At 41.4% G+C, this 18,803-nt stretch carries 15 protein-coding genes; 11 read left to right on the top strand and 4 right to left on the bottom strand.

Features of this window, described 5'->3' with window-relative positions; all coding sequences use genetic code 11:
• Positions 1 to 37 precede the first annotated feature (37 nt).
• The 4 genes from IE130_RS04415 to IE130_RS04400 all read left to right on the top strand — a co-directional run bounded on the left by IE130_RS04415 (position 38) and on the right by IE130_RS04400 (position 5,506).
• Entirely contained in the window at positions 38 to 808 is a 771-nt protein-coding gene (locus IE130_RS04415) for an IclR family transcriptional regulator (protein ID WP_189582194.1), read from the top strand.
• Positions 809 to 1,351: 543 nt separating this feature from the next.
• On the top strand, positions 1,352 to 2,932 hold the full coding sequence (locus IE130_RS04410; RefSeq protein WP_189582191.1) for a BCCT family transporter: 1,581 nt from the start codon (positions 1,352 to 1,354) through the stop codon (positions 2,930 to 2,932).
• An 87-nt stretch (positions 2,933 to 3,019) separates the two neighbouring features.
• The gene (locus IE130_RS04405) at positions 3,020 to 4,048 is read left to right on the top strand and encodes an aldo/keto reductase (RefSeq protein WP_165597708.1); all 1,029 of its coding nucleotides are present in this window, start codon (positions 3,020 to 3,022) and stop codon (positions 4,046 to 4,048) included.
• Positions 4,049 to 4,162: 114 nt separating this feature from the next.
• Positions 4,163 to 5,506, top strand: coding sequence for a lyase family protein (locus tag IE130_RS04400; protein WP_189582186.1), 1,344 nt, complete (start codon positions 4,163 to 4,165; stop codon positions 5,504 to 5,506).
• On the opposite strand, the gene IE130_RS14315 is transcribed toward IE130_RS04400, so the two are convergent.
• On the bottom strand, positions 5,495 to 5,629 hold the full coding sequence (locus IE130_RS14315; protein ID WP_264997164.1) for a hypothetical protein: 135 nt from the start codon (positions 5,627 to 5,629) through the stop codon (positions 5,495 to 5,497). The genes IE130_RS04400 and IE130_RS14315 overlap by 12 nt on opposite strands.
• Positions 5,630 to 5,680: 51 nt before the next feature.
• On the opposite strand from IE130_RS14315, the gene IE130_RS04395 reads away from it, so the two are divergent.
• Together IE130_RS04395 and IE130_RS04390 are read left to right on the top strand one after the other, a co-directional pair.
• The gene (locus tag IE130_RS04395; RefSeq protein ID WP_189582183.1) at positions 5,681 to 7,186 is read left to right on the top strand and encodes an aldehyde dehydrogenase family protein; all 1,506 of its coding nucleotides are present in this window, start codon (positions 5,681 to 5,683) and stop codon (positions 7,184 to 7,186) included.
• Between the two features lie 319 nt (positions 7,187 to 7,505).
• The gene (locus IE130_RS04390) at positions 7,506 to 8,369 is read left to right on the top strand and encodes a LysR family transcriptional regulator (protein ID WP_189582180.1); all 864 of its coding nucleotides are present in this window, start codon (positions 7,506 to 7,508) and stop codon (positions 8,367 to 8,369) included.
• Positions 8,370 to 8,400: 31 nt separating this feature from the next.
• Here IE130_RS04390 and IE130_RS04385 read toward each other — a convergent pair whose 3' ends face one another.
• Positions 8,401 to 9,162, bottom strand: a complete 762-nt coding sequence (locus tag IE130_RS04385; protein ID WP_057760139.1) for an IclR family transcriptional regulator — start codon at positions 9,160 to 9,162, stop codon at positions 8,401 to 8,403.
• 758 nt (positions 9,163 to 9,920) lie between these two features.
• Between IE130_RS04385 and aldA the strand changes: the two genes are divergently transcribed.
• From aldA to IE130_RS04365, 4 genes are read left to right on the top strand one after another with little or no spacing between them, the layout of a single operon-like run.
• Positions 9,921 to 11,345, top strand: coding sequence for an aldehyde dehydrogenase (gene aldA / locus IE130_RS04380; RefSeq protein WP_189582176.1), 1,425 nt, complete (start codon positions 9,921 to 9,923; stop codon positions 11,343 to 11,345).
• A gap of 52 nt (positions 11,346 to 11,397) precedes the next feature.
• Positions 11,398 to 12,693 carry an MFS transporter gene (locus tag IE130_RS04375; RefSeq protein ID WP_189582173.1) on the top strand — a complete coding sequence of 432 codons (1,296 nt, stop codon included), beginning with the start codon at positions 11,398 to 11,400 and terminating at the stop codon, positions 12,691 to 12,693.
• 54 nt (positions 12,694 to 12,747) lie between these two features.
• The gene (locus IE130_RS04370; RefSeq protein WP_189582170.1) at positions 12,748 to 13,983 is read left to right on the top strand and encodes a mandelate racemase/muconate lactonizing enzyme family protein; all 1,236 of its coding nucleotides are present in this window, start codon (positions 12,748 to 12,750) and stop codon (positions 13,981 to 13,983) included.
• Positions 13,984 to 13,985: 2 nt separating this feature from the next.
• Positions 13,986 to 15,602: a GMC family oxidoreductase gene (locus IE130_RS04365; RefSeq protein WP_189582167.1), complete on the top strand. Its 1,617-nt coding sequence runs from the start codon at positions 13,986 to 13,988 to the stop codon at positions 15,600 to 15,602.
• A 105-nt stretch (positions 15,603 to 15,707) separates the two neighbouring features.
• Here the strand turns inward: IE130_RS04365 and IE130_RS04360 are convergent, their stop codons facing one another.
• Positions 15,708 to 16,322, bottom strand: a complete 615-nt coding sequence (locus IE130_RS04360) for a GNAT family N-acetyltransferase (RefSeq protein ID WP_189582164.1) — start codon at positions 16,320 to 16,322, stop codon at positions 15,708 to 15,710.
• A 138-nt stretch (positions 16,323 to 16,460) separates the two neighbouring features.
• A complete protein-coding gene (locus tag IE130_RS04355) occupies positions 16,461 to 17,336 on the bottom strand; it encodes an MBL fold metallo-hydrolase (RefSeq protein WP_189582161.1) in 876 nt (291 codons plus the stop codon).
• Positions 17,337 to 17,483: 147 nt separating this feature from the next.
• Here IE130_RS04355 and IE130_RS04350 point away from each other — a divergent pair, with 147 nt between their 5' ends.
• Entirely contained in the window at positions 17,484 to 18,377 is an 894-nt protein-coding gene (locus IE130_RS04350; RefSeq protein WP_189582158.1) for a LysR family transcriptional regulator, read from the top strand.
• The last annotated feature ends 426 nt before the right edge of the window (positions 18,378 to 18,803 follow it).

The following is an 18,803-nucleotide window of genomic DNA, read 5'->3' as shown; positions in this document are numbered from 1 at the left end:
TATTTGCTGCGAGTCAGCCAGAGGTTTAAACCAAACAATGAGTAATACTAAAAAGAAAGGTTCAAGTGTTGAGCGCGTTTTGCAGATAGTAGAAGTGCTAGCCAGCTCGCAAAGACCAATGAGTGTCAGCGATCTAGCAGAAACATTAGAAGTGCCAGTGCCGAGTATGTATCGGCTATTGGATCAACTGCAAGGTCTTGGGTTTGTGCAGTTAGATTTGCCAGGGAAGGTAACCTGTGGAAAACGCACTTATAAGCTTGCCATGAACTTATTGCAAAACAGTGACTTTAAAAATGAAAGGTTGGCCATACTGAACGAGCTGTCAGCGCAAATAGGGGAGACGGTGGGTATTTCGATTTTACAAGACTTAGATGTGGTTTATATCGATCGCGTTATGTCGGATTGGCCATTACAAATATTCTTACCTTCGGGCACTCACGTACCTGTTTGGGCCAGTGCCAGTGGTAAATTATTGTTATCGCAGCTATCGGATGAGAAATGTACACGCATCGTTGAGAAAATGTCGTTACACGCACTAACGACTAAAACGCAGACCGATAAAAAGCAACTGATGCAAACGATTACTGCAACACGTGAGACGGGAGTAGGCGTGGATAATGAGGAGTTTATTCCAGGTATGGTCGCGTGTGCGGTCATGATTCCTAATGGGGATCAACAGGCATTTGCGACGGTGTTTACCCATGGGCCGACCGTGAGAAAAAGTCTAGAGGAGCTGCTCAGCTATGTGCCTCTTATGCAAGAGGCGGCAAATGAGCTGTCTGTTATTTTCAATCAAAACTATGAATAGACAAGTAGGCGCAAAGCAGGGTGATAAATTACTATGAGTGTTAGTTGATCTTATAGCAAACCCCAGTCAGGACCTAATCACCTTAGTAAGATAAAGAGTAATAAAAAAGGTTGGTAACGCTACATATAATGTGGTGTTACCAACCTTTTTTACTGCAAATCATATTTGGTAAGTAACAAGAGATCGAGTCATCTAGCTTAGTATATTTATAATTACTGTATTGCATTTAACTATGACATCACTACGATTTTGATATTTAAGAATAATTACTCTACAGCTATTTACTTTCCAGTAACCTCTTTCATAAATACTACTTAATACATCTCTGGCCAAAAAATTAATAGTGAAAAGCTATGAAACATAATTTTGGGCAATTTTCATATCTATTAATACTCATCTTAAAGCGAACCTATCTCTTAACAAATATCCTAATATTTTGTGGCATTACTTTTAGTCATGGTTGACAGACTTTATATCATTTTCCAATGGTCTATGATTTGAAGTAATCTTGACAGCAATCAGAACCATTACAGGGAAGTTTGTATGGCAAAATTACGACCAGTGACTTTTTGGCCCGCATTTATTTGCTTGGTATTAACCGTCGCTTACACACTCATTGATAAACAAAATTTTATCACGGGCACATCAAGCCTAAACACGATGATCATGGCTAACCTTTCTTGGTTATTCAACCTTAGTGCTTTATTCATGGTGTTTATCGCAGCATATGCCTTTTTTGCCCCAATCGGGCGCGTACGTATTGGCGGCGAAAGCGCCTCTCAAATGCTGACTCCATTTCGTTGGTTTGCAGTGTCGCTAACCACCGTTATCGCAATGGGCATTTTGTTTTGGTCTGTTGCCGAACCAGTGCTGCACTATCATGAGCCCCCCGCATATTTAGGCATCATTCCTGAAAGCCCTGAAGCGATGCGCTTTTCGATGTCTACTATTTTTGTACATTGGACGATTACCCCTTATTCAATTTATACAGTTGCCGGTTTAGCATTTGCTCTAGCCTTTCATAACCTGAAACTGCCATTTTCGATTGGCTCAATGTTACGTCCAATTTTAGGGCGCTGGGTTGATGGTGTTGGTGGTCAAGTGGTCGACGGTTTAGCGCTATTTGCTGTCGTACTGGGTATGTCTGCCACATTGACTTCTGGGCTATTGGTGATAAGCGATGGCATGGAGTCTGTACTAGGCATTCAGAAGAGTACCACTGGATATGCGATTATCGCTATCGTCATTATAGGAGCTGCGCTTATATCTGCTGCGTCTGGACTGCACCGCGGCATCCAAAACCTCGCTCGAATCAACACTTGGCTCTACTTTGTAGGCGCTATATTCATATTTATTGTAGGTCCCACGGCCTTTATCTTGTCACTAGGTGTTGAGTCATTAGGGGTTTATCTTTCTGACTTTTTTGCACGCAACCTAGTAACAGGCGCTTCGGGTAATGATCCTTGGCCAGGTTGGTGGACAGTGGCTTTCTTTGCCAGTTGGTTTGCTTGGGCTCCATTAAGCTGCTTATTTCTTGGAAAAATTGCTCGCGGCTATACAGTGCGTCAGTTCATCATGGTCAATCTGTTGCTACCATCTGCTTTCGGATTTGTGTGGTTCAGTATATTCAGTGGTTCTTCATTGTTCTTTGACACCACGATGGGCGGCATTATGTATCAAGCTTACCAAGACAATGGTTTTGCTTCGGTGATTTATGTGCTGTTCGATCAGTTACCTGGTAGCACCCTACTCAGTGTGCTATTTATATTTGCCTGCTTTATCACTTTTGTGACGGCGGCCGATTCGACGACCGATGCGATTGGTGGTCTGTGTATCCAAGGTGTTGATGCGGAAAACCTGACGTCTCCTATATGGGTAAAAACGATTTGGGGCTGTGCCGTGGCCTTTGTTGCTTGGATCAGTGCGAGCTTTATCGGCACTGATGCCATCAAAATGTTGTTCAATTTGTCTGGTGTACCCGGCATGTTGATTGTACTAGGTGCAGGATTTTCATTTTTAAAGTTAGCCCGTAGGGTTGAGATTAATGGCGATATTGTTGAGCTAAAACCAACGCTATCGGCTGATATAAAGAAAAACAGTGAGCCTTCACGCTCAATAACGTAAGCAGAGTGGCAGTAAAAACACGTTCAAAAATGCGGTAACCATACTATCTAGTAGAACTATATCTACGACTACCTTTAAGGATTAAACATGCAATATGTCAAACTCGGACAGTCTGGCCTAAAAGTATCTCGCCTTTGTCTTGGCACCATGAATATGGGTTCAAAAGAATGGAAACCTTGGATCTTTAACGAAAAAGAAAGCGAGCCGATCATTGCACATGCGCTCGATATGGGGGTTAACTTCATCGATTTAGCCGACTTTTACTCTCTTGGCGCTGGTGAAGAAGTCGTGTGTAACGTGTTGCGCCGTATCGCTCGTAGAGATGACCTGGTTATCACCACTAAAGTGGGATATGCCATGAGCAATGACATCAATGCACAAGGGCATTCACGAAAAAACATTTTCAATGCCATTGATAACTCATTAAAGCGTATGGGCATGGATTATGTCGATATCTATATGCTGCACTACTTTGATACTGAAACCCCAGTGGAAGAAACCATGGCAGCACTGAACGACATCGTATTGGCAGGCAAGGCACGATATATCGGTGTTTCAACTATGTACACTTGGCAGCTGGCCAAAATACTACAAGTTTGCGATAAAAATGGTTGGGCACGTCCAATCAATATGCAGTTGCAATTGAACTGTGCGTACCGAGAAGAAGAGCGAGAAATGATTCCGTTCTGTATGGATCAGGGCATTGGTGTGTCGGTTTTCAGTCCTTTAGCGCGCGGTATCTTAACCAGTGACTTGCAATCAACTCGCAATCAGACGGACTTCTTTACTGCAGAGATGTACAACGATCAGGCTTCTAAAGATATCGCACATTCAGTGGCCAAAATTGCCAATGCGCGTGGCTGCTTACCTGCACAAGTAGCACAGGCTTGGGTTTTAAATAAACCTGAAGTGTCTTCTATGTTGGTTGGCGCCGACACAGTGGCGCAGTTTAATAGCGCAGTGGCAGCCGTTGAGATGAAACTCACTGTTGAAGAGATATATGAGCTTGAGCGTAACTATACACCTTGTGACCTGATAAACGACTATACGTCAGGCAAGCGCATTCCACGTGTTGCTCGCCCAGAAAAATTAACTTTTATGGATCAAGTAGTTTAGATGTATTGGACTTTAAAAGCTATGGAGAGGACAGACGACTAAGCAGTCTTTAGTGGCAGACATCTCGTTTGACTCTCCAAACTGACAATTGCAATCAATCAAGGATATCTAAAAATGTCGGAGTATCAGTATCGCGTCGAAGAAGACTCGATTGGTTGTCTTGAGGTCCCAATCAACGCTTTATATGGCGTACAGACACAGAGGGCCATACGGTTATATCCCTTAAATGGTGAAAAACCTTTGGCAGCTTATCCTGAGCTGTTACAGGGGTTGCTAAAGGTCAAAAAACTGGCGGCTTTAATCAATATAGAAACAAAAGAAATCGACGCTGAGATGGGTCAAGCTATTGTGGCTACTGTTGACTATCTACTTGAAAAAATGCCCATGGAGCAATTTCAGGTGCATTCTTTTCATGGCGGCGGCGGCGTTTCTAGCAATATGAATCTAAATGAGGTTATTGCTAACGTCGCAAACCGCGATACCTTCAATCAGCCGCTTGGCAGTTATTACCCCATACATCCCAATGATCATGTCAATCTCAACAACTCGACAAGTGATGTTTTGAACACTGCTTGTCATTTAGCAGTGATTGATAAGAGAAAAGAATTCACGGGGACATTGCAAGGGTTGATTGACACTTTTGAGGTGCAAGCTGATAAGTGGAAAGAGGTGTTAAAGCTTTCTCGTACATGCTTGCAAGACGCTGTCGATATCAGTTTCGCCGATATGTTTGGAGGCTATCGCGCGCAGCTTAAGCGTCAAAAGCAACGGTTAGACAATAGTATCGATGAGCTTTACAAGATTAATTTGGGTGGCAATATTATTGGCCGCAAAGGAGATTGCTCTGATGCGTTTTTTGACAAAATAATCGGCAATATAAATGAGATGGAAGCATCAGATCGTTTTATGCACACCGATAATTTTTTTGATGCATCTCAAAGTTATGATGATTTAGCGAAAGTGGCTGCCGATTTAGATCAACTTGCAAGAGCACTGTTACGCATTGCGAAAGATTTTCGGCTGATGGCATCAGGGCCAGAGACAGGTTTTGGTGAGATTATACTACCTGCTGTGCAACCCGGTTCTTCAGCCATGCCAGGAAAAATAAATCCAACTGTCCCTGAATACTTGGTGCAGTGTGCTATGCAAGCTTGTGGGCATTGTTATGCGGTTCAGATGACGCAAGACCACGGCGAGTTAGACTATAGTCCTTGGCAGTCTATTATCATTAGTAACTTGCTCGATGCAATGTCAGTACTGACCAGTGGCATGCAGGCGTTTGATCAGCATTGTCTGTCTGGTATGGCGCCAGATATAAAGCGTAATAACGCTAACGTCAACACGCTTATCCCCACACTGATGCGTCTTAAAAAAACCCATGGTTATTCATTTACCGCACGTGTCTACAAAGAAACAGGCGGAGACCTAGAAAAGATTAGAGCGTATTTAGAAAAATAAAATACGATCAGAAGGATGAGTTTTTTGCACAACACTATGCGCTAATGTCAATTGCGACTCAACCAGTGTTCCTTCAGACTCATTAGTAATCGTGAAGATAGCAGCGAAAATGCTCTCTATCATGAAAAACCACGTTATAACGGAAAGTCACTTAAATAAAACATGGAGCATCACATGAATTCTAACGAAAATATTCCTTTATCTTGGGCTTATAACTGGCTCACCAGTCCTAAACGTCAGTACATTAATGGTGAATGGGTCGATGGTGCAAGCGATGTAAAGTGGGTCGTCACCAACCCTGCAAATCGTGAAGCACTATGCAGTTTTGAGATAGCTGATGCAGATCAGGTTGAATACACAGCGACTATGGCTAACCAGTGTCATGAGTCGGGCGTATGGGCAAAAATTAGCCGCCCACAGCGCGCCAATATGCTGCGTCAGATCGCCCAGTTGATTCGCGATAACACAGAAAAGTTATCAGTACTGGAGTCTTTACCTAATGGTAAGCTGTTTTCTGAGTCTATGGTAGATGATATTCCGACTTGTGCTGATATTTTTGAATACTACGCTGGCTGGACGGATAAATTTTATGGCGAAACTTCACCTGTTGAAGAGGGTTTTTTAAACTATACGATAAAAGAGCCAATAGGGGTTTGCGCACTGATAGCACCTTGGAACTTTCCTTTATATCAGACCAGCTTAAAGTTAGCCGCCGCTTTATCTATGGGTAATCCTGTCATCATCAAGCCATCAGAATATACCCCATTAACGAGCATTTTTTTGGTAGAGCTGATCCATGAGCATCTAGATTTTCCTAAAGGTGTGATCAACATGCTATTAACCAATGGCGAAATGGCAAATCAGCTTACCTTGAGCGACAACGTACACAAAGTTTCTTTCACAGGTAGTACTGACGTTGGCCGTAAAATCGTACAGAACTCAGGACTGTCTAATCTTAAGTCTGCCACTTTAGAGCTGGGTGGTAAGTCACCTTGTATCTTCTTTGAAGATACACCAGACCTAGATGGTGCGATTGACCGTGCCTTTACTGTCATGTTCTCCCATAAAGGTGAGAAGTGTTCAGAGCCGACTCGCTTTTTGATTCATGACAGTCTTTATGACCAAGTGGTTGATAAGTTAATCGTAAAGGCTAATGCTGTGAGGTGTGGCAATCAGTTTGATGAAACAGTCACTCAAGGGCCACAATGTAACGAAGCACAGTTCAATAAAATTTTAGAATACATAGAAATCGGTAAAAAAGAAGCCAAGCTTGTCGCTGGTGGTTATGCAGATACCGAGGGCGACAATGCCAATGGGTATTTCATTCGACCTACTATTTTCTCTGAAGTTAGCCAAGACTCACGCATTGCACAAGAAGAAATCTTTGGTCCTGTATTGTGCTGTACTCGATTCCATACGACTGAAGAAGCGGTAGAGATGGCCAATGCCACTGCCTATGGGTTAGCTGCAGGTCTGTATACCAGTGACGTGTCTCGCGCTCATCGTGTGGCAGAGCAGATTGATGCAGGTATGTTATTTATCAACCGTTACGGCTGTTATGGACTTGCTGCACCGTTTGGTGGTTTCCGTCAGAGTGGTTGGGGTAAAGAGATGGCCATTCATTCGTTGTCTTCTTATACCAAAACTAAAGGTGTGTGGGTGTACTTTGGTGACGGTTAGTCGCTAAGCGTTAATGATTATAAGTTTCGCAGCCGTGCTGTGGGACTCACCCCTCTAAAATAGTTTTGTTTTAAGGCCTGATATATTCAGGCCTTTTTGTGTTTAATAGTTTGTGACTGTTCAACACGCCCTAATGAGGGCTGATACGGATATTATCGTGAACAAAACAGCAAGTGGCTAGAATGCTTAGGAATAGCCGTTTTTGAGAAAGTAGCGTAGTATTATTATTTCATAGTGGAATATAATAAGCCAAAAACTACGAATTGCTTATGATGCTACATAATCAAACTCTCAATATAGCTTTGCTTAAGGTCACTTTATGCGTTCATTGCCCGCACTGACATCGTTACGTGTTTTTGAAACAGCAGGAAAATGCCTGAGCTTTACTAAGGCCGCCAGTCAGCTGAATGTCACTCAAAGCGCCGTAAGCAGACAAATTAAACACTTAGAGGACTATCTGGGCGTTCCTCTGTTCGTGCGTCGTCATCATCGATTGGAGCTAACAGCAGCCGGTCAACAGCTATTGAGCAAGCTTGAGCAGTCTTTTAATCTGATGGAAACGGCCGTTCAAGAGCTTAGGGATCCTAATCAACGTCAAAAACTCACGCTATTATTCCCGCCAACATTTGCGACTCGCTGGCTCGCACCAAAGCTTGCTGATTTCCATATTCATTCTCCTGAATTACAGTTATCTATCCATAATAATGACAGTGAACATAATATTTTTGACTGTCATATACGTTTTGGACGTACTGCTCGGCCCAATCACTATAGTGAATTGATTATGCTAGAGCAACACGTGGCCGTATGTGCACCTAATTTACTAGAGCAAGCTAAGCAACTAAACGGCAATTTATTACACATACTTCACGAAGGACAGCGGCTACCAGTATGGGAAAACTGGCTACAAGCAGCAGGTTTGACAGGAGAGGTCGATGTGAATGGAGGAATGGAATTTAGCACATTAGATCAGGTCAGTAATGCTGCTATTAATGGTGCCGGCTTTGCTATTGTAGACAAAAGAATGATCAGTCATGAGCTCAAAATGGGTACGTTGGTACCTTTTAGTCAGGTTGAAGTGAGCGGCCCTTATGGTTACTGGCTTGATATTAAGGCTGAACGTCAAGGGCTTGCTAAGGTTATCCGCTTTACAGAGTGGCTCAGGCAAATCAGTCCTGATTAATTATGCTCACTTTAATAGTGGATACTATAAGTCAGACAATCCTAGCTGATAGTTGTCTCGCTGCCTGAACCATGTTTTTTGAGTAGTTACGCGCATCTTGTGGATTCAATGTTTTACCGACAATTCCGGCACTAATCGCTGCGACGGCCTCATTACGTAGGTTGAGAATAGGCGTGGCGATACTGCTGACTTGACTGCCAACCTCATCATGAGTGACGGCATACCCTAATCTTCTAGTCCGTTCTAAATCTTCCTGTATTTGTTCCATACTGTCTTGAAGAGAGGGATTCAACTTCAGCTCTGCTTGGAAATAACTTGCCTGAAATTCAAGTGATCGCATTGCCAAAATCGTTTTACCTGATGCTGAGAGGTGTAATGGCATTGTCTGACCCACGTAAATATTGAAAGAACCACTGAGTGACGACTCAACTTTGGAAACAACGACTATTTTATTACCAATAGGAACACAGAGACAAATTGATTTATGGATTTCATTCTTTAAAATTTCAGCAATAGGATAAAAAAAAGGAATAATATTCTGTTTGTTATAGATAGTTGATGCAATTTGGAATATTTTTGAACCAATGCAGTAGGATTTATTGCGGCTTGGGTCTGGTGCTACCATCTGATGCTCAAGCATCGTATTAAGTATGCGATGACCACTTGCAATGGCAATGCCGGTTTCTTTACAAATTTCGGAAAGTGTTAAAGGATAAGCTGCAGATGCCAACAAATCCAAAATCATCATCGTACTATCTACTGCTGGTGCTTTAGATTTTTCTTTGTTCTGCATGTCTTTATCGACCTTTTTTCATATATAAAAAAATATTAGTGTGCTTTGCCGTCATAAACAGCTTAGTAAAATTGCTTTTTGCTAAATATTCTTTGCTCAGTCTTTTCTAAGCCTGATTCTTCTAGGGCATAATAAGCGTATATTTATATTGAATGCAAGCTGATCCTGAGCGTTCTTTCCCACAAATATACTCTGTTATTAACGAGTGTTCGTCTTACATAAGTATAGATGCAACTAACTTTATATTTAGCTAAACAACAATATGCATTGAAAAAATCCTAGTAAAACTATCTGATTGAAGGTAGAGACATCCTAGCCTATATGATGCTAAGCCCTTATAGATGTTAAATCGAGATATCTATCTTTTATTCTAAATCGTTGGTCATTTTCTAATACCTATACCTATACCTTTATCACTATCAGCCAATATTCGTATGCTTAGATCTATTAAGTAGGTCGTTTTGCACTCGAATAAATGAGCCACTTTACATTATTTAACACCTCCATCAATGCCTGACTACACCACATTAGTGTGTAACAGATTATGACTGCCTTCTATAAATTCAGTACTTATCTTTTGAAATATCCTCTTTGTTTAAATGAGGTTATTGCTTGCGTATAACCCTATATATTACATAAAATTCTATATATGGAAATATTATTTTAAATATGAAAAAATTATTGACAATTAATTAGAGTGAATCTAGGATGGTTCTAACAACAACTAGGACGTTTTTGACGACAAAAGGATCATAGTCATGAGAATAGAACAAAACTTTATCAACAATGAATTTGTAAGCTCAGCAAACCTTTCTACTATTTCTGTTTATAACCCTACCAACGAAGAACTCATTGCACACGTTCCTTCAACGACCTCAGAAGAGGCAATCAATGCTGTATCGATTGCAGCGGAGGCTCAAAAAGCTTGGCGAATACTGACAAGCGTTGAACGAGCAGCACATTTACACAAATTAGCTGATAGCTTGCTAAAGCATAAGCATCTCATTGGAAGCGCTTTGGCTGAGGAATCAGGTAAAAGCCTCGAAGATGCGACCAATGAAGCAGTGTATGCATCTGATATCACCCGTTACCATGCAGAATGGGCACGTCGTATTGAAGGCGAAATCATTCCTAGTGATACACCGTCGGAAAACCTGTTATTACAGAGAGAGCCAATAGGGGTCGTTAGCTGTCTTATTCCTTTTAATTATCCTGTCTACACTCTGCTGCGTAAGATTGCTCCAGCATTGATAACGGGTAATACGGTTGTCGTGCGTCCAAGTAACAACACACCTTGTTCAGCATTTGCTATTGCTAAAGCCGTGCAAGACGCAGGTCTGCCGAAAGGGGTTGTCAATATCTTAACCATGGATCACGCTACTGCAGAAATTTTATGCACACACCCTAAAGTTGGCATGATTACACTAACAGGTAGTGTGGGTGCAGGACGTAAAGTACTTGAATACTCACAAGTGAACATTGCTAAGTCTTCTTTGGAGCTTGGAGGGAAGACGCCTGCTATCGTTGAACCAGATGCCGACCTTGAAAAAGCAGCAATGGAAATTGTTGCCTCCAAAACGACCAATTGTGGTCAGCTGTGTACAGCGGTTGAGCGCGTTTATGTTCATGAAGATATTTATGAGAAATTTGTTGCGTTACTTCGCAAGCACATGAGTGAACAACAATTTGGTGATCGTTCTATAAATCCTAGTTTCATGGGGCCATTGGTTAATGACAATGCTCGCTTAAACATTCATCAAATGGTAGAGCGCGCTATTGATGATGGTGCAACGTTGGAAGTGGGTGGTTATATTCCTGAAGGTATAGGCCATTTTTACCCACCCACACTCTTAACCAATTGCCGCCAAGATATGGAGATTGTTCAAGAAGAAATCTTTGGGCCTGTTTTACCTGTATTGAAATACAGTAATTCTGATGAAGCGCTTGCTCTTGCAAATGATCACCAATTCGGTCTAGCCTCTGTTGTTTATACTGAAAAATATCGTACAGCAATGAAGATTGCTAACAATATTGAAGCTGGTGAAGTATATATCAACCGCACACCTGCTGATCCTTATCAAGGATTTCATGCAGGCTGGAAGCGTTCTGGGTTAGGCGGTGACGATGGAAAGCACGGGATGCTAGAGTACACCCAAACACGCCTCGTAGTTTTAAACTACTGATTTATTATCAGCCACAATTCAGCCATAAGTTTTTGGCGAGGTAATAAAAACCATGAATACGCTCATTCCACAATCTAAACCTGTATCTACAAACCAGAGTAGTAATCTCAAGCGTTACTTCCAATTTGCTCTATTGCTGTTGGCAGCTGGCGCAATTTACCCTTTGCTTTACCTGCGCCAAAACTTTGAAACTTCAATTTTAGAAGCCTTTCAAATTACCACTATCGACCTAGGCAACTATTATTCGATGTTAGGAATCGTCTATTTCCTTTCCTATGTTCCTAGTGGTTGGCTAGCAGATAAAATATCTCCCCGTATATTAATTGCTTTCTCAATGGCTTTAACAGGGGGGCTGGGATTATGGTTCGCCTCCATACCTTCCAAAGAAGTATTACCCTATATCTTCATAGCTTGGGGTATTGGGGCAGGTCTGACTTTTTGGGCCTCTATGCTAAAAGGTGTAAAAATGCTGGCTCGCCCAGATGAACAGGGCCGTTTTTTTGGTATTCTCGATGGAGGCCGTGGCCTTGTTGAAGCGGTTCTTGCGACTATTGCCATCAGCATATTTGCCTATGTTGTTGAGTCTCAAGGGCAAAGCAATACAGTGGCCTTAAAACAAATTATCTATATGTACTCTTTCGTATGTATTGGGCTTGCAATACTGACATTCTTGTTTGTGCGTACCGACAAGTTAGTCGATGATCCTAAAGACAAAAAAAGTGGTAGTGGTAATCTATTTATAGACTTAAAAACGCTACTCTCTATTCCTGAATTATGGATGGTCGCTGTTGTCATTTTTTGTGGCTATCAACTCTTTTGGGCAACATATTCTTTTTCTGCATTTATGCAAGAAGGCTATGAAATAACGGCAGTTACCGCAGGCTTTATCACAGTTGCTAAGCTTTGGATGCGCCCTATTGGTGGCATTGGTGCAGGGTTTCTTGGTGATAAATATGGCAAAGAAAATATTCTAGCAATAGCATTGATGGGTGCTTCTCTTGGTTTGATCAGTATGATTGCATTCCCTAACTTGAGCTCAATTTACTTGTTGCTGGCTGTCGTATTATTTATAGGGGTACTGACCTATGCCATTCGAGGCTTGTATTGGGCAATACTTGATGACTGCAATATCCCATTACATGTGACAGGACTTGCAATCGGTATTATCTCGCTGATTGCTTATACGCCAGATATATTCTTACCGCAAATCTACAGTTTTATCGCTGATCGCTATGAAGGAATGTCTGTCTATAATCTCTATTTTGGCTACATCGCAAGCATGGGATTAATTGGTACGGTTGCCATATTGAAACTGAAAAAAATGACTGCTAAGAAAAAATCTTTGTAACTAAATCTAAGCCACATCTATTCAAAAAATAATTGCTACTCAAAAGGACTTGTCATGAAAGCTGTATCTTGTGAAACACACATAGTCGCTACGCCAGCACCACATGTCGGTGGTATGTACTGGATTTTCGTAACCTTAAAAACGGCCTGTGGAATAGAGGGTGTGGGGGAGGTTTATGCAGCAACGTTTCACCCCTCAGTAATGAAGCATGCTATTGAAGATGTTTTCGATCGTTATCTGAAAGGATATGATCCCCATCATATAGAACGGTTTTTTCGTGAGGCATACTCTAGTGGCTTTACCCAAAGACCTGATCTGACAATGATGGGTATCATCAGTGGTCTTGAAATGGCTTGTTGGGACATTATCGGTAAAGCTGCAAACAAACCAGTGTATGAACTCATCGGTGGCAAAGTAAACGATAAGTTACGTTCATATACGTATTTATATCCTAAGAATAAAGAGGGTGATTACGATTATGATAGCGTAGAGCTGGCAGTTGAATGCGCTATCAAGGACATGGAAATGGGGTTTACTGCTCTCAAGTTTGATCCTACAGGGCCTTATACCGCTTACTCTGGACATCAGATATCACTAGAAGCGTTAGATAAATCAGCGACATTCTGCCAGCGTATTAGAGAAGCGGTGGGTAATAAATGCGATCTTTTATTTGGCACTCATGGACAGATGGTTCCTTCTTCTGCAATAAGACTTGCCAAAAAACTAGAGCCCTTTGATCCTCTATGGTTCGAGGAGCCTGTGCCTCCTGGACAATCTGAAGCAATGGCAAGCGTTGCTAGAAAAACCAGTATTCCCATCGCTACTGGCGAACGTTTGACAACGAAGTATGAATTTCACGATGTCCTGAAGTCTGGAGCTGCGTCTATTTTACAAATGAATCTCGGACGGGTCGGAGGGATTCTTGAAGGCAAAAAAATAGCCGCTATGGCAGAAGCTTATTATGCTCAAATAGCACCCCATTTGTATAATGGACCAGTAGGTGCTGCCGCTAGTATCCAATTAGCAACAGCAACGCCAAACTTTTTGATTCAAGAAAGTATTGGTACTTGGGATGGCTTCCACGCAGAAGTTTTACAGGAAAAAATCGAATGGAAAGACGGGTATATTATTCCATCTGATAAGCCTGGTTTGGGTATAGAACTGAATATGGATGTGGTTAAAGCACATTCTCCATACACAGGAAAAAAACTTCATTTATCTATGGATTCAAAACCATACGACTATAAAGAGCAATCTTGCACCAGCTGGAATAGAAAAACGGAGATTTAAAAATGGAGTATGATTTTATAGTCGTCGGATCTGGCTCTGCAGGATGCATATTGGCAGACCGATTGAGTGAGTCTGGTCAGTATTCGGTGTTAATTCTCGAGGCAGGAGGTAAAGACAATAGTCCTTGGATAAAAATACCTCTGGGTTTCGGTAAGACCTACTACAACCCACAATATAATTATATGTATTACAGTGAACCAGAAGAGGCCTTAGATAATAGAAAAATTTATGCGCCAAGAGGTAAAGTGCAAGGGGGCTCAGGTTCTATCAATGCTATGATCTATGTGCGTGGTCAGCCCACCGATTTTGACGACTGGGCTACAGCAGGTAATGAAGGTTGGTCTTACAAAGATGTTTTACCTTATTTTAAAAAACTGGAACAACATGCTGAAGGGGATACTGAGTACCATTCGTCTAAAGGTAAAATAGCCATCACCTCAATGAAAGAGGGTGCTCATATTATTTGTAGCCATTATTTAAAAGGCGCAGAAGAGCTCGGCTATAAAATTAATAAAGATTTCAACGGTGAGCATTTTGAAGGCGCTGGAATCTATGATATCAATGCTCGTAATGGTCAGCGCGACTCTAGTAATGCCGCGTATCTTAAGCCGGCACTGAAGCGTACGAATCTCAAAATTCTACACAATACTGTCGCAGAAAAAATATTATTTGATGAACAAAAAAAAGCGTATGGCTTAGCGATTTGTCGAGACAATAAGCGTGAAATCGTGAAAGTTAAACGTGAAATTATTGTAGCCGCAGGTGCCATTGACACGCCAAAACTATTACAATTATCCGGTATTGCAGATAAAGCATTACTGACTCAGCATAATATTCCGGTCGTTCATGATGCCCCTGCTGTGGGTCAGAATCTACAGGATCATTTGTGTGTTAGTTACTATTACCGCGCTAATATGAAAACTTTGAATGATGAACTTGGCTCTTTATTTAGTCAGGCAAATGCAGGCTTGAAATATATGTTGAATCGGACTGGTCCACTGTCTATGAGTGTCAATCAAGCAGGAGGGTTTTTCAAAGGCGATGCTAATGAGACACTACCAAATATTCAACTATACTTTAACCCAATGTCGTATCGGATACCTAATGATCCAAAAGCCAGCTTAATACCAGAACCTTATTCAGGTTTTCTGCTTGCTTTTAATCCTTGTCGCCCAACGAGCAAAGGGACTATCGAAATAGCTTCTTCTGATCCAGTACAACCCGCATTGATTAAGCCAAATTACTTATCAACTGAGAAAGATATTAGAGAAGTCATTCAAGGTAATAAACTGATTCGTAAAATAATGACTGCACCTGCTCTTAAAGCCATTACTGTAGAGGAAGTTAGCCCTGCAGAAGAGGTAACGGACGAAGATAGTATGCTGCAATTTTTTAGAAAAAATGCTGGCTCCATTTATCATCCTTGTGGTACCTGTGTGATGGGTCCTGATCCAAAAACAGCAGTCGTTGATAGTCGCCTGCGTGTGTATGGAGTCGAGGGATTGCGCATCATTGATGCCTCTATTTTCCCTAATATAACATCGGGTAATATTAATGCTCCAGTGATGATGGTCGCAGAAAAAGGGGCTGACATGGTATTACAGGACAATGTCAATTAAGCATATGCAAGAACTAGGGCGTGCCTTAAAATGACAAAAAAAGGTTGCTAACTCTATATTTTATATAGTGCTAGCAACCTTTTTAATGCTGTCGATGTTGAACTGTTAAAGCAATGCTTTGATATAGGTATAGTGCATTATCTGCGGGTTTAGGTGGTTGGGATACTGATCAACACGTTGATAGCCATTATTGTTGTAGTACTGATAAGTGCATAAAGTGTCTGTATGTAATGCATACGTGGTTACGCTCTGTGCGATGAGATAAGTCTCAAATGCCTGAATCAACGTTGCACCAATACGGTGGCGACGATAGTCTGGATCTACACAGAAGAATTGTAATTCGTTATCAAAATTGACTGTCTTTCGTTTCGTGCTAGCAGCCTCTTTTTCTTGTAAGTCTCTCAATACTTGTCGTCCTTGTTCAGACAGACTCAGCTTGTTTTCTATCTGATCAATAATGGGCTTATCATCGAATGACAAAGCTTTATGTGGATCTTGTTTAGTGATCCCTATCACCACACCACAAATGATGTCATCATATTCTGCAACTTTTATAAAAGTAGCATGATGATAGTCTTTAGCTAGAAATAGGGTAGCCAGTTGCTTTAGAACCCGCTTATCTGTGGCGCTAGTAAATACACTCAAATTCATATTGACGACAAAAAGGTCGACAATGGCTGAAAAGTCTTCAGGCGTAGCACAACGATATCGTATTGTCATAAGTTGCTCTCTTTTATCATTAAAAGTACTGGCGTATGCTTCTTGAAAAAGCATTCATACGGCAGCACCTTGACACTAACATCTGACTAATAGACATAGTTAGATGTTAGTATTTTTTACTTAATAGTTGTCCTATATTTACCACTCTATCTCACCTGTATTGACTTGACTGCTCAACTCTAAATCACTTCCTCCGGGCAACGCTGGATAAGCCGATTTCATGGTGGTAATCACTTTTTCTGATTGCTTGGAATCTTGTCTTTTTGCCTCGTCGAGTGCTTGCTCAAAAGTTTTTAGATAATTGAGGGTGAAATCAACAGCGTAGTCTTTTTTGAGTAGGTTGCCTGAATAGTGACCTGGTATCACGACATTCGGCTTTAATTGCTTCATTTGTTCTAACGATTGTATCCAAGCGCTACGAGCTTCTTTAGTTTGGGTATCAGCAGTCCACACATGCATGCCTGATGTTACCGACACGCCGCCTAAAACGGATTTTGACTCCGGTACCCACATGTATGCTTGAGGGGTTCCGAACGCTTTAATTTCAATTTTATGGCCTTCTAAGGTCAGTGTAGACTGATCAAGTGTTTGCGGTACTGTGACCTTGGTAGGCGCATGTTTGCCAAGGATTGGACCCCAATGCTTTAATTTTGCATCTTTAGTCGCCTCAATGTGTTCAACAATAGAAGGGCTAGACATAACCTTTACGTTAGGGAAAGCTTTGACTAAAGGCTGAAGACCGAAATAGTAATCTGGATCGCCTGCCGTGATATAGATCATTTTAAGGTCTTTATTGCTTTTTTTGATCATATCAACCAATGCTTCACCATCTTTGACACTAAACTGTGCATCGAACAAGATAGCATCTTTCTCACCACTTGCCAGTAAAGAGGTCACTGGGAAAATAGCATTTTTATCAGGTTTATATGCTTGTAGTTGTAGGTCGGCTGCGTTTGCTTGGGTTGCAAGCAGTAGAACACTGGCCGCCATAGAAGCTGTCATTAATTTTTTCATAATTCACCTGTATTTTCGTTTGAGTAAATAGACCGCGTTAATGGCGGTATTCGTTGTTAGTGGCTATTCTATTCGATTGTATTTCGTTTAAATACGCTATAATCCAGTGTTTACTGTTTCAGTTTTCGCGCAAATAAGGATGGATAAATGGATAGGCTGACCGCGTTACAAGTGTTTGTTACTATCGTCGAGCAAGGTAGCTTGAGCCGTGCGGCGGACAATTTAGACATGTCTAGAGCTAAGGTAACGCGCTATCTGACAGAGCTTGAGAGCTGGATGGATATACGCTTATTACATCGCACGACTAGAAGTCTGAGCCTGACTGCCCCTGGTGAGCAGACGCTTGAGGTGGCGTATCAGTTACTTGAATTGACCGATTCATTGGATCAGATACGCAATCAAAATACTTTGGAGCTAAAAGGTCAGTTGCGGATTACTGCTAGCCTTTCGCTGATTGATAGCCTTCTTATGGATGTGGTTGGTCGCTTTGTATCTCACTGGCCGCAGACAGCGATTGATATTCTTGCAACTGATGATTCAGTGAACTTGATTGATGCTCGTATTGACTTGGCGATTCGTATTACCAATGATTTGGAACCAAATGTCGTGGCTAGACGTATTGGGGAGTGTCAATCCATTGTGTGCGCTGCACCTAAATATCTAAAAAAGCGTGGAAAGCCTAAGGATGTACAGTCTCTTATTCATCATAACTGCCTATCTTTTGCTTATTTTGGACGATCTGCATGGGTGTTTGATGGGCCAAATGGACCAGAATCTGTCCCTATTTCGGGCAACATCAGCGCCAATATCTCTGAAGTCTTGCTTTCTGCCACGCTACGTGGACACGGGATCAGCTTGCAGCCATCTGGCGCAGTCAAATATTTGATTGCATCTGGACAACTTATTGAGTTATTGCCTGAATGGAAACCCAAAACTTTGGGTGTTTATATAGTTTATGCCAATCGAAAGCAGGTGACACCACTACAAAGAAAGTTTATTGATTTTCTCGCTGAAGAAATAAAGCATTCGCCTTACTGGTAGCAAGCAATGGATGAATATGGACTATTTATAAAACTCAATATTAGCAACATCACCTAAAAACGTTTAAATTAGCACTTAATTCCTCAAATATAATAGGTACGTAGACACTTCTGCAACCTGTACGCTTTCTCATGCTAAAACTCCTTATCCATACCTTATAACGAGTTCTGTTGTGAGCTTAATTATCATGAGAAGTGGAATAGCAAAATACTGCTTTGCAGCGACGTTAGACAAGAGCTATGATCGCAGTGAAACGAGAATTCAAAAGTGTTTAGTCTATAGATTGCCAAGATAGATGTGGTTTGATTATTATCGTCAGGTTGCATGACTAAAATGTCCCAAGTTTGATTGCAAGGATTCGGATGGCAGGGGTTATTTTCAAACTACAAACCAAATACGCAAATTTGCCCTGCGTAAGTAAAATAT

Origin of the sequence: Psychrobacter glaciei (assembly GCF_014652895.1) — a bacterium.
GTDB classification, from domain to species: Bacteria; Pseudomonadota; Gammaproteobacteria; order Pseudomonadales; family Moraxellaceae; genus Psychrobacter; species Psychrobacter glaciei.
The sequence above is the reverse complement of the archived record's forward strand: the minus strand, read 5'-3'. Positions and strand labels throughout refer to the sequence as shown.

Coding starts and splice junctions, on each gene's coding strand:
- IE130_RS04415 (WP_189582194.1), top strand. CDS start 38: ATGAGTAATACTAAAAAGAAAGGTTCAAGTGTTGAGCGCGTTTTGCAG.
- IE130_RS04410 (WP_189582191.1), top strand. CDS start 1,352: ATGGCAAAATTACGACCAGTGACTTTTTGGCCCGCATTTATTTGCTTG.
- IE130_RS04405 (WP_165597708.1), top strand. CDS start 3,020: ATGCAATATGTCAAACTCGGACAGTCTGGCCTAAAAGTATCTCGCCTT.
- IE130_RS04400 (WP_189582186.1), top strand. CDS start 4,163: ATGTCGGAGTATCAGTATCGCGTCGAAGAAGACTCGATTGGTTGTCTT.
- IE130_RS14315 (WP_264997164.1), bottom strand. CDS start 5,629: ATGATAGAGAGCATTTTCGCTGCTATCTTCACGATTACTAATGAGTCT.
- IE130_RS04395 (WP_189582183.1), top strand. CDS start 5,681: ATGAATTCTAACGAAAATATTCCTTTATCTTGGGCTTATAACTGGCTC.
- IE130_RS04390 (WP_189582180.1), top strand. CDS start 7,506: ATGCGTTCATTGCCCGCACTGACATCGTTACGTGTTTTTGAAACAGCA.
- IE130_RS04385 (WP_057760139.1), bottom strand. CDS start 9,162: ATGCAGAACAAAGAAAAATCTAAAGCACCAGCAGTAGATAGTACGATG.
- aldA (WP_189582176.1), top strand. CDS start 9,921: ATGAGAATAGAACAAAACTTTATCAACAATGAATTTGTAAGCTCAGCA.
- IE130_RS04375 (WP_189582173.1), top strand. CDS start 11,398: ATGAATACGCTCATTCCACAATCTAAACCTGTATCTACAAACCAGAGT.
- IE130_RS04370 (WP_189582170.1), top strand. CDS start 12,748: ATGAAAGCTGTATCTTGTGAAACACACATAGTCGCTACGCCAGCACCA.
- IE130_RS04365 (WP_189582167.1), top strand. CDS start 13,986: ATGGAGTATGATTTTATAGTCGTCGGATCTGGCTCTGCAGGATGCATA.
- IE130_RS04360 (WP_189582164.1), bottom strand. CDS start 16,322: ATGACAATACGATATCGTTGTGCTACGCCTGAAGACTTTTCAGCCATT.
- IE130_RS04355 (WP_189582161.1), bottom strand. CDS start 17,336: ATGAAAAAATTAATGACAGCTTCTATGGCGGCCAGTGTTCTACTGCTT.
- IE130_RS04350 (WP_189582158.1), top strand. CDS start 17,484: ATGGATAGGCTGACCGCGTTACAAGTGTTTGTTACTATCGTCGAGCAA.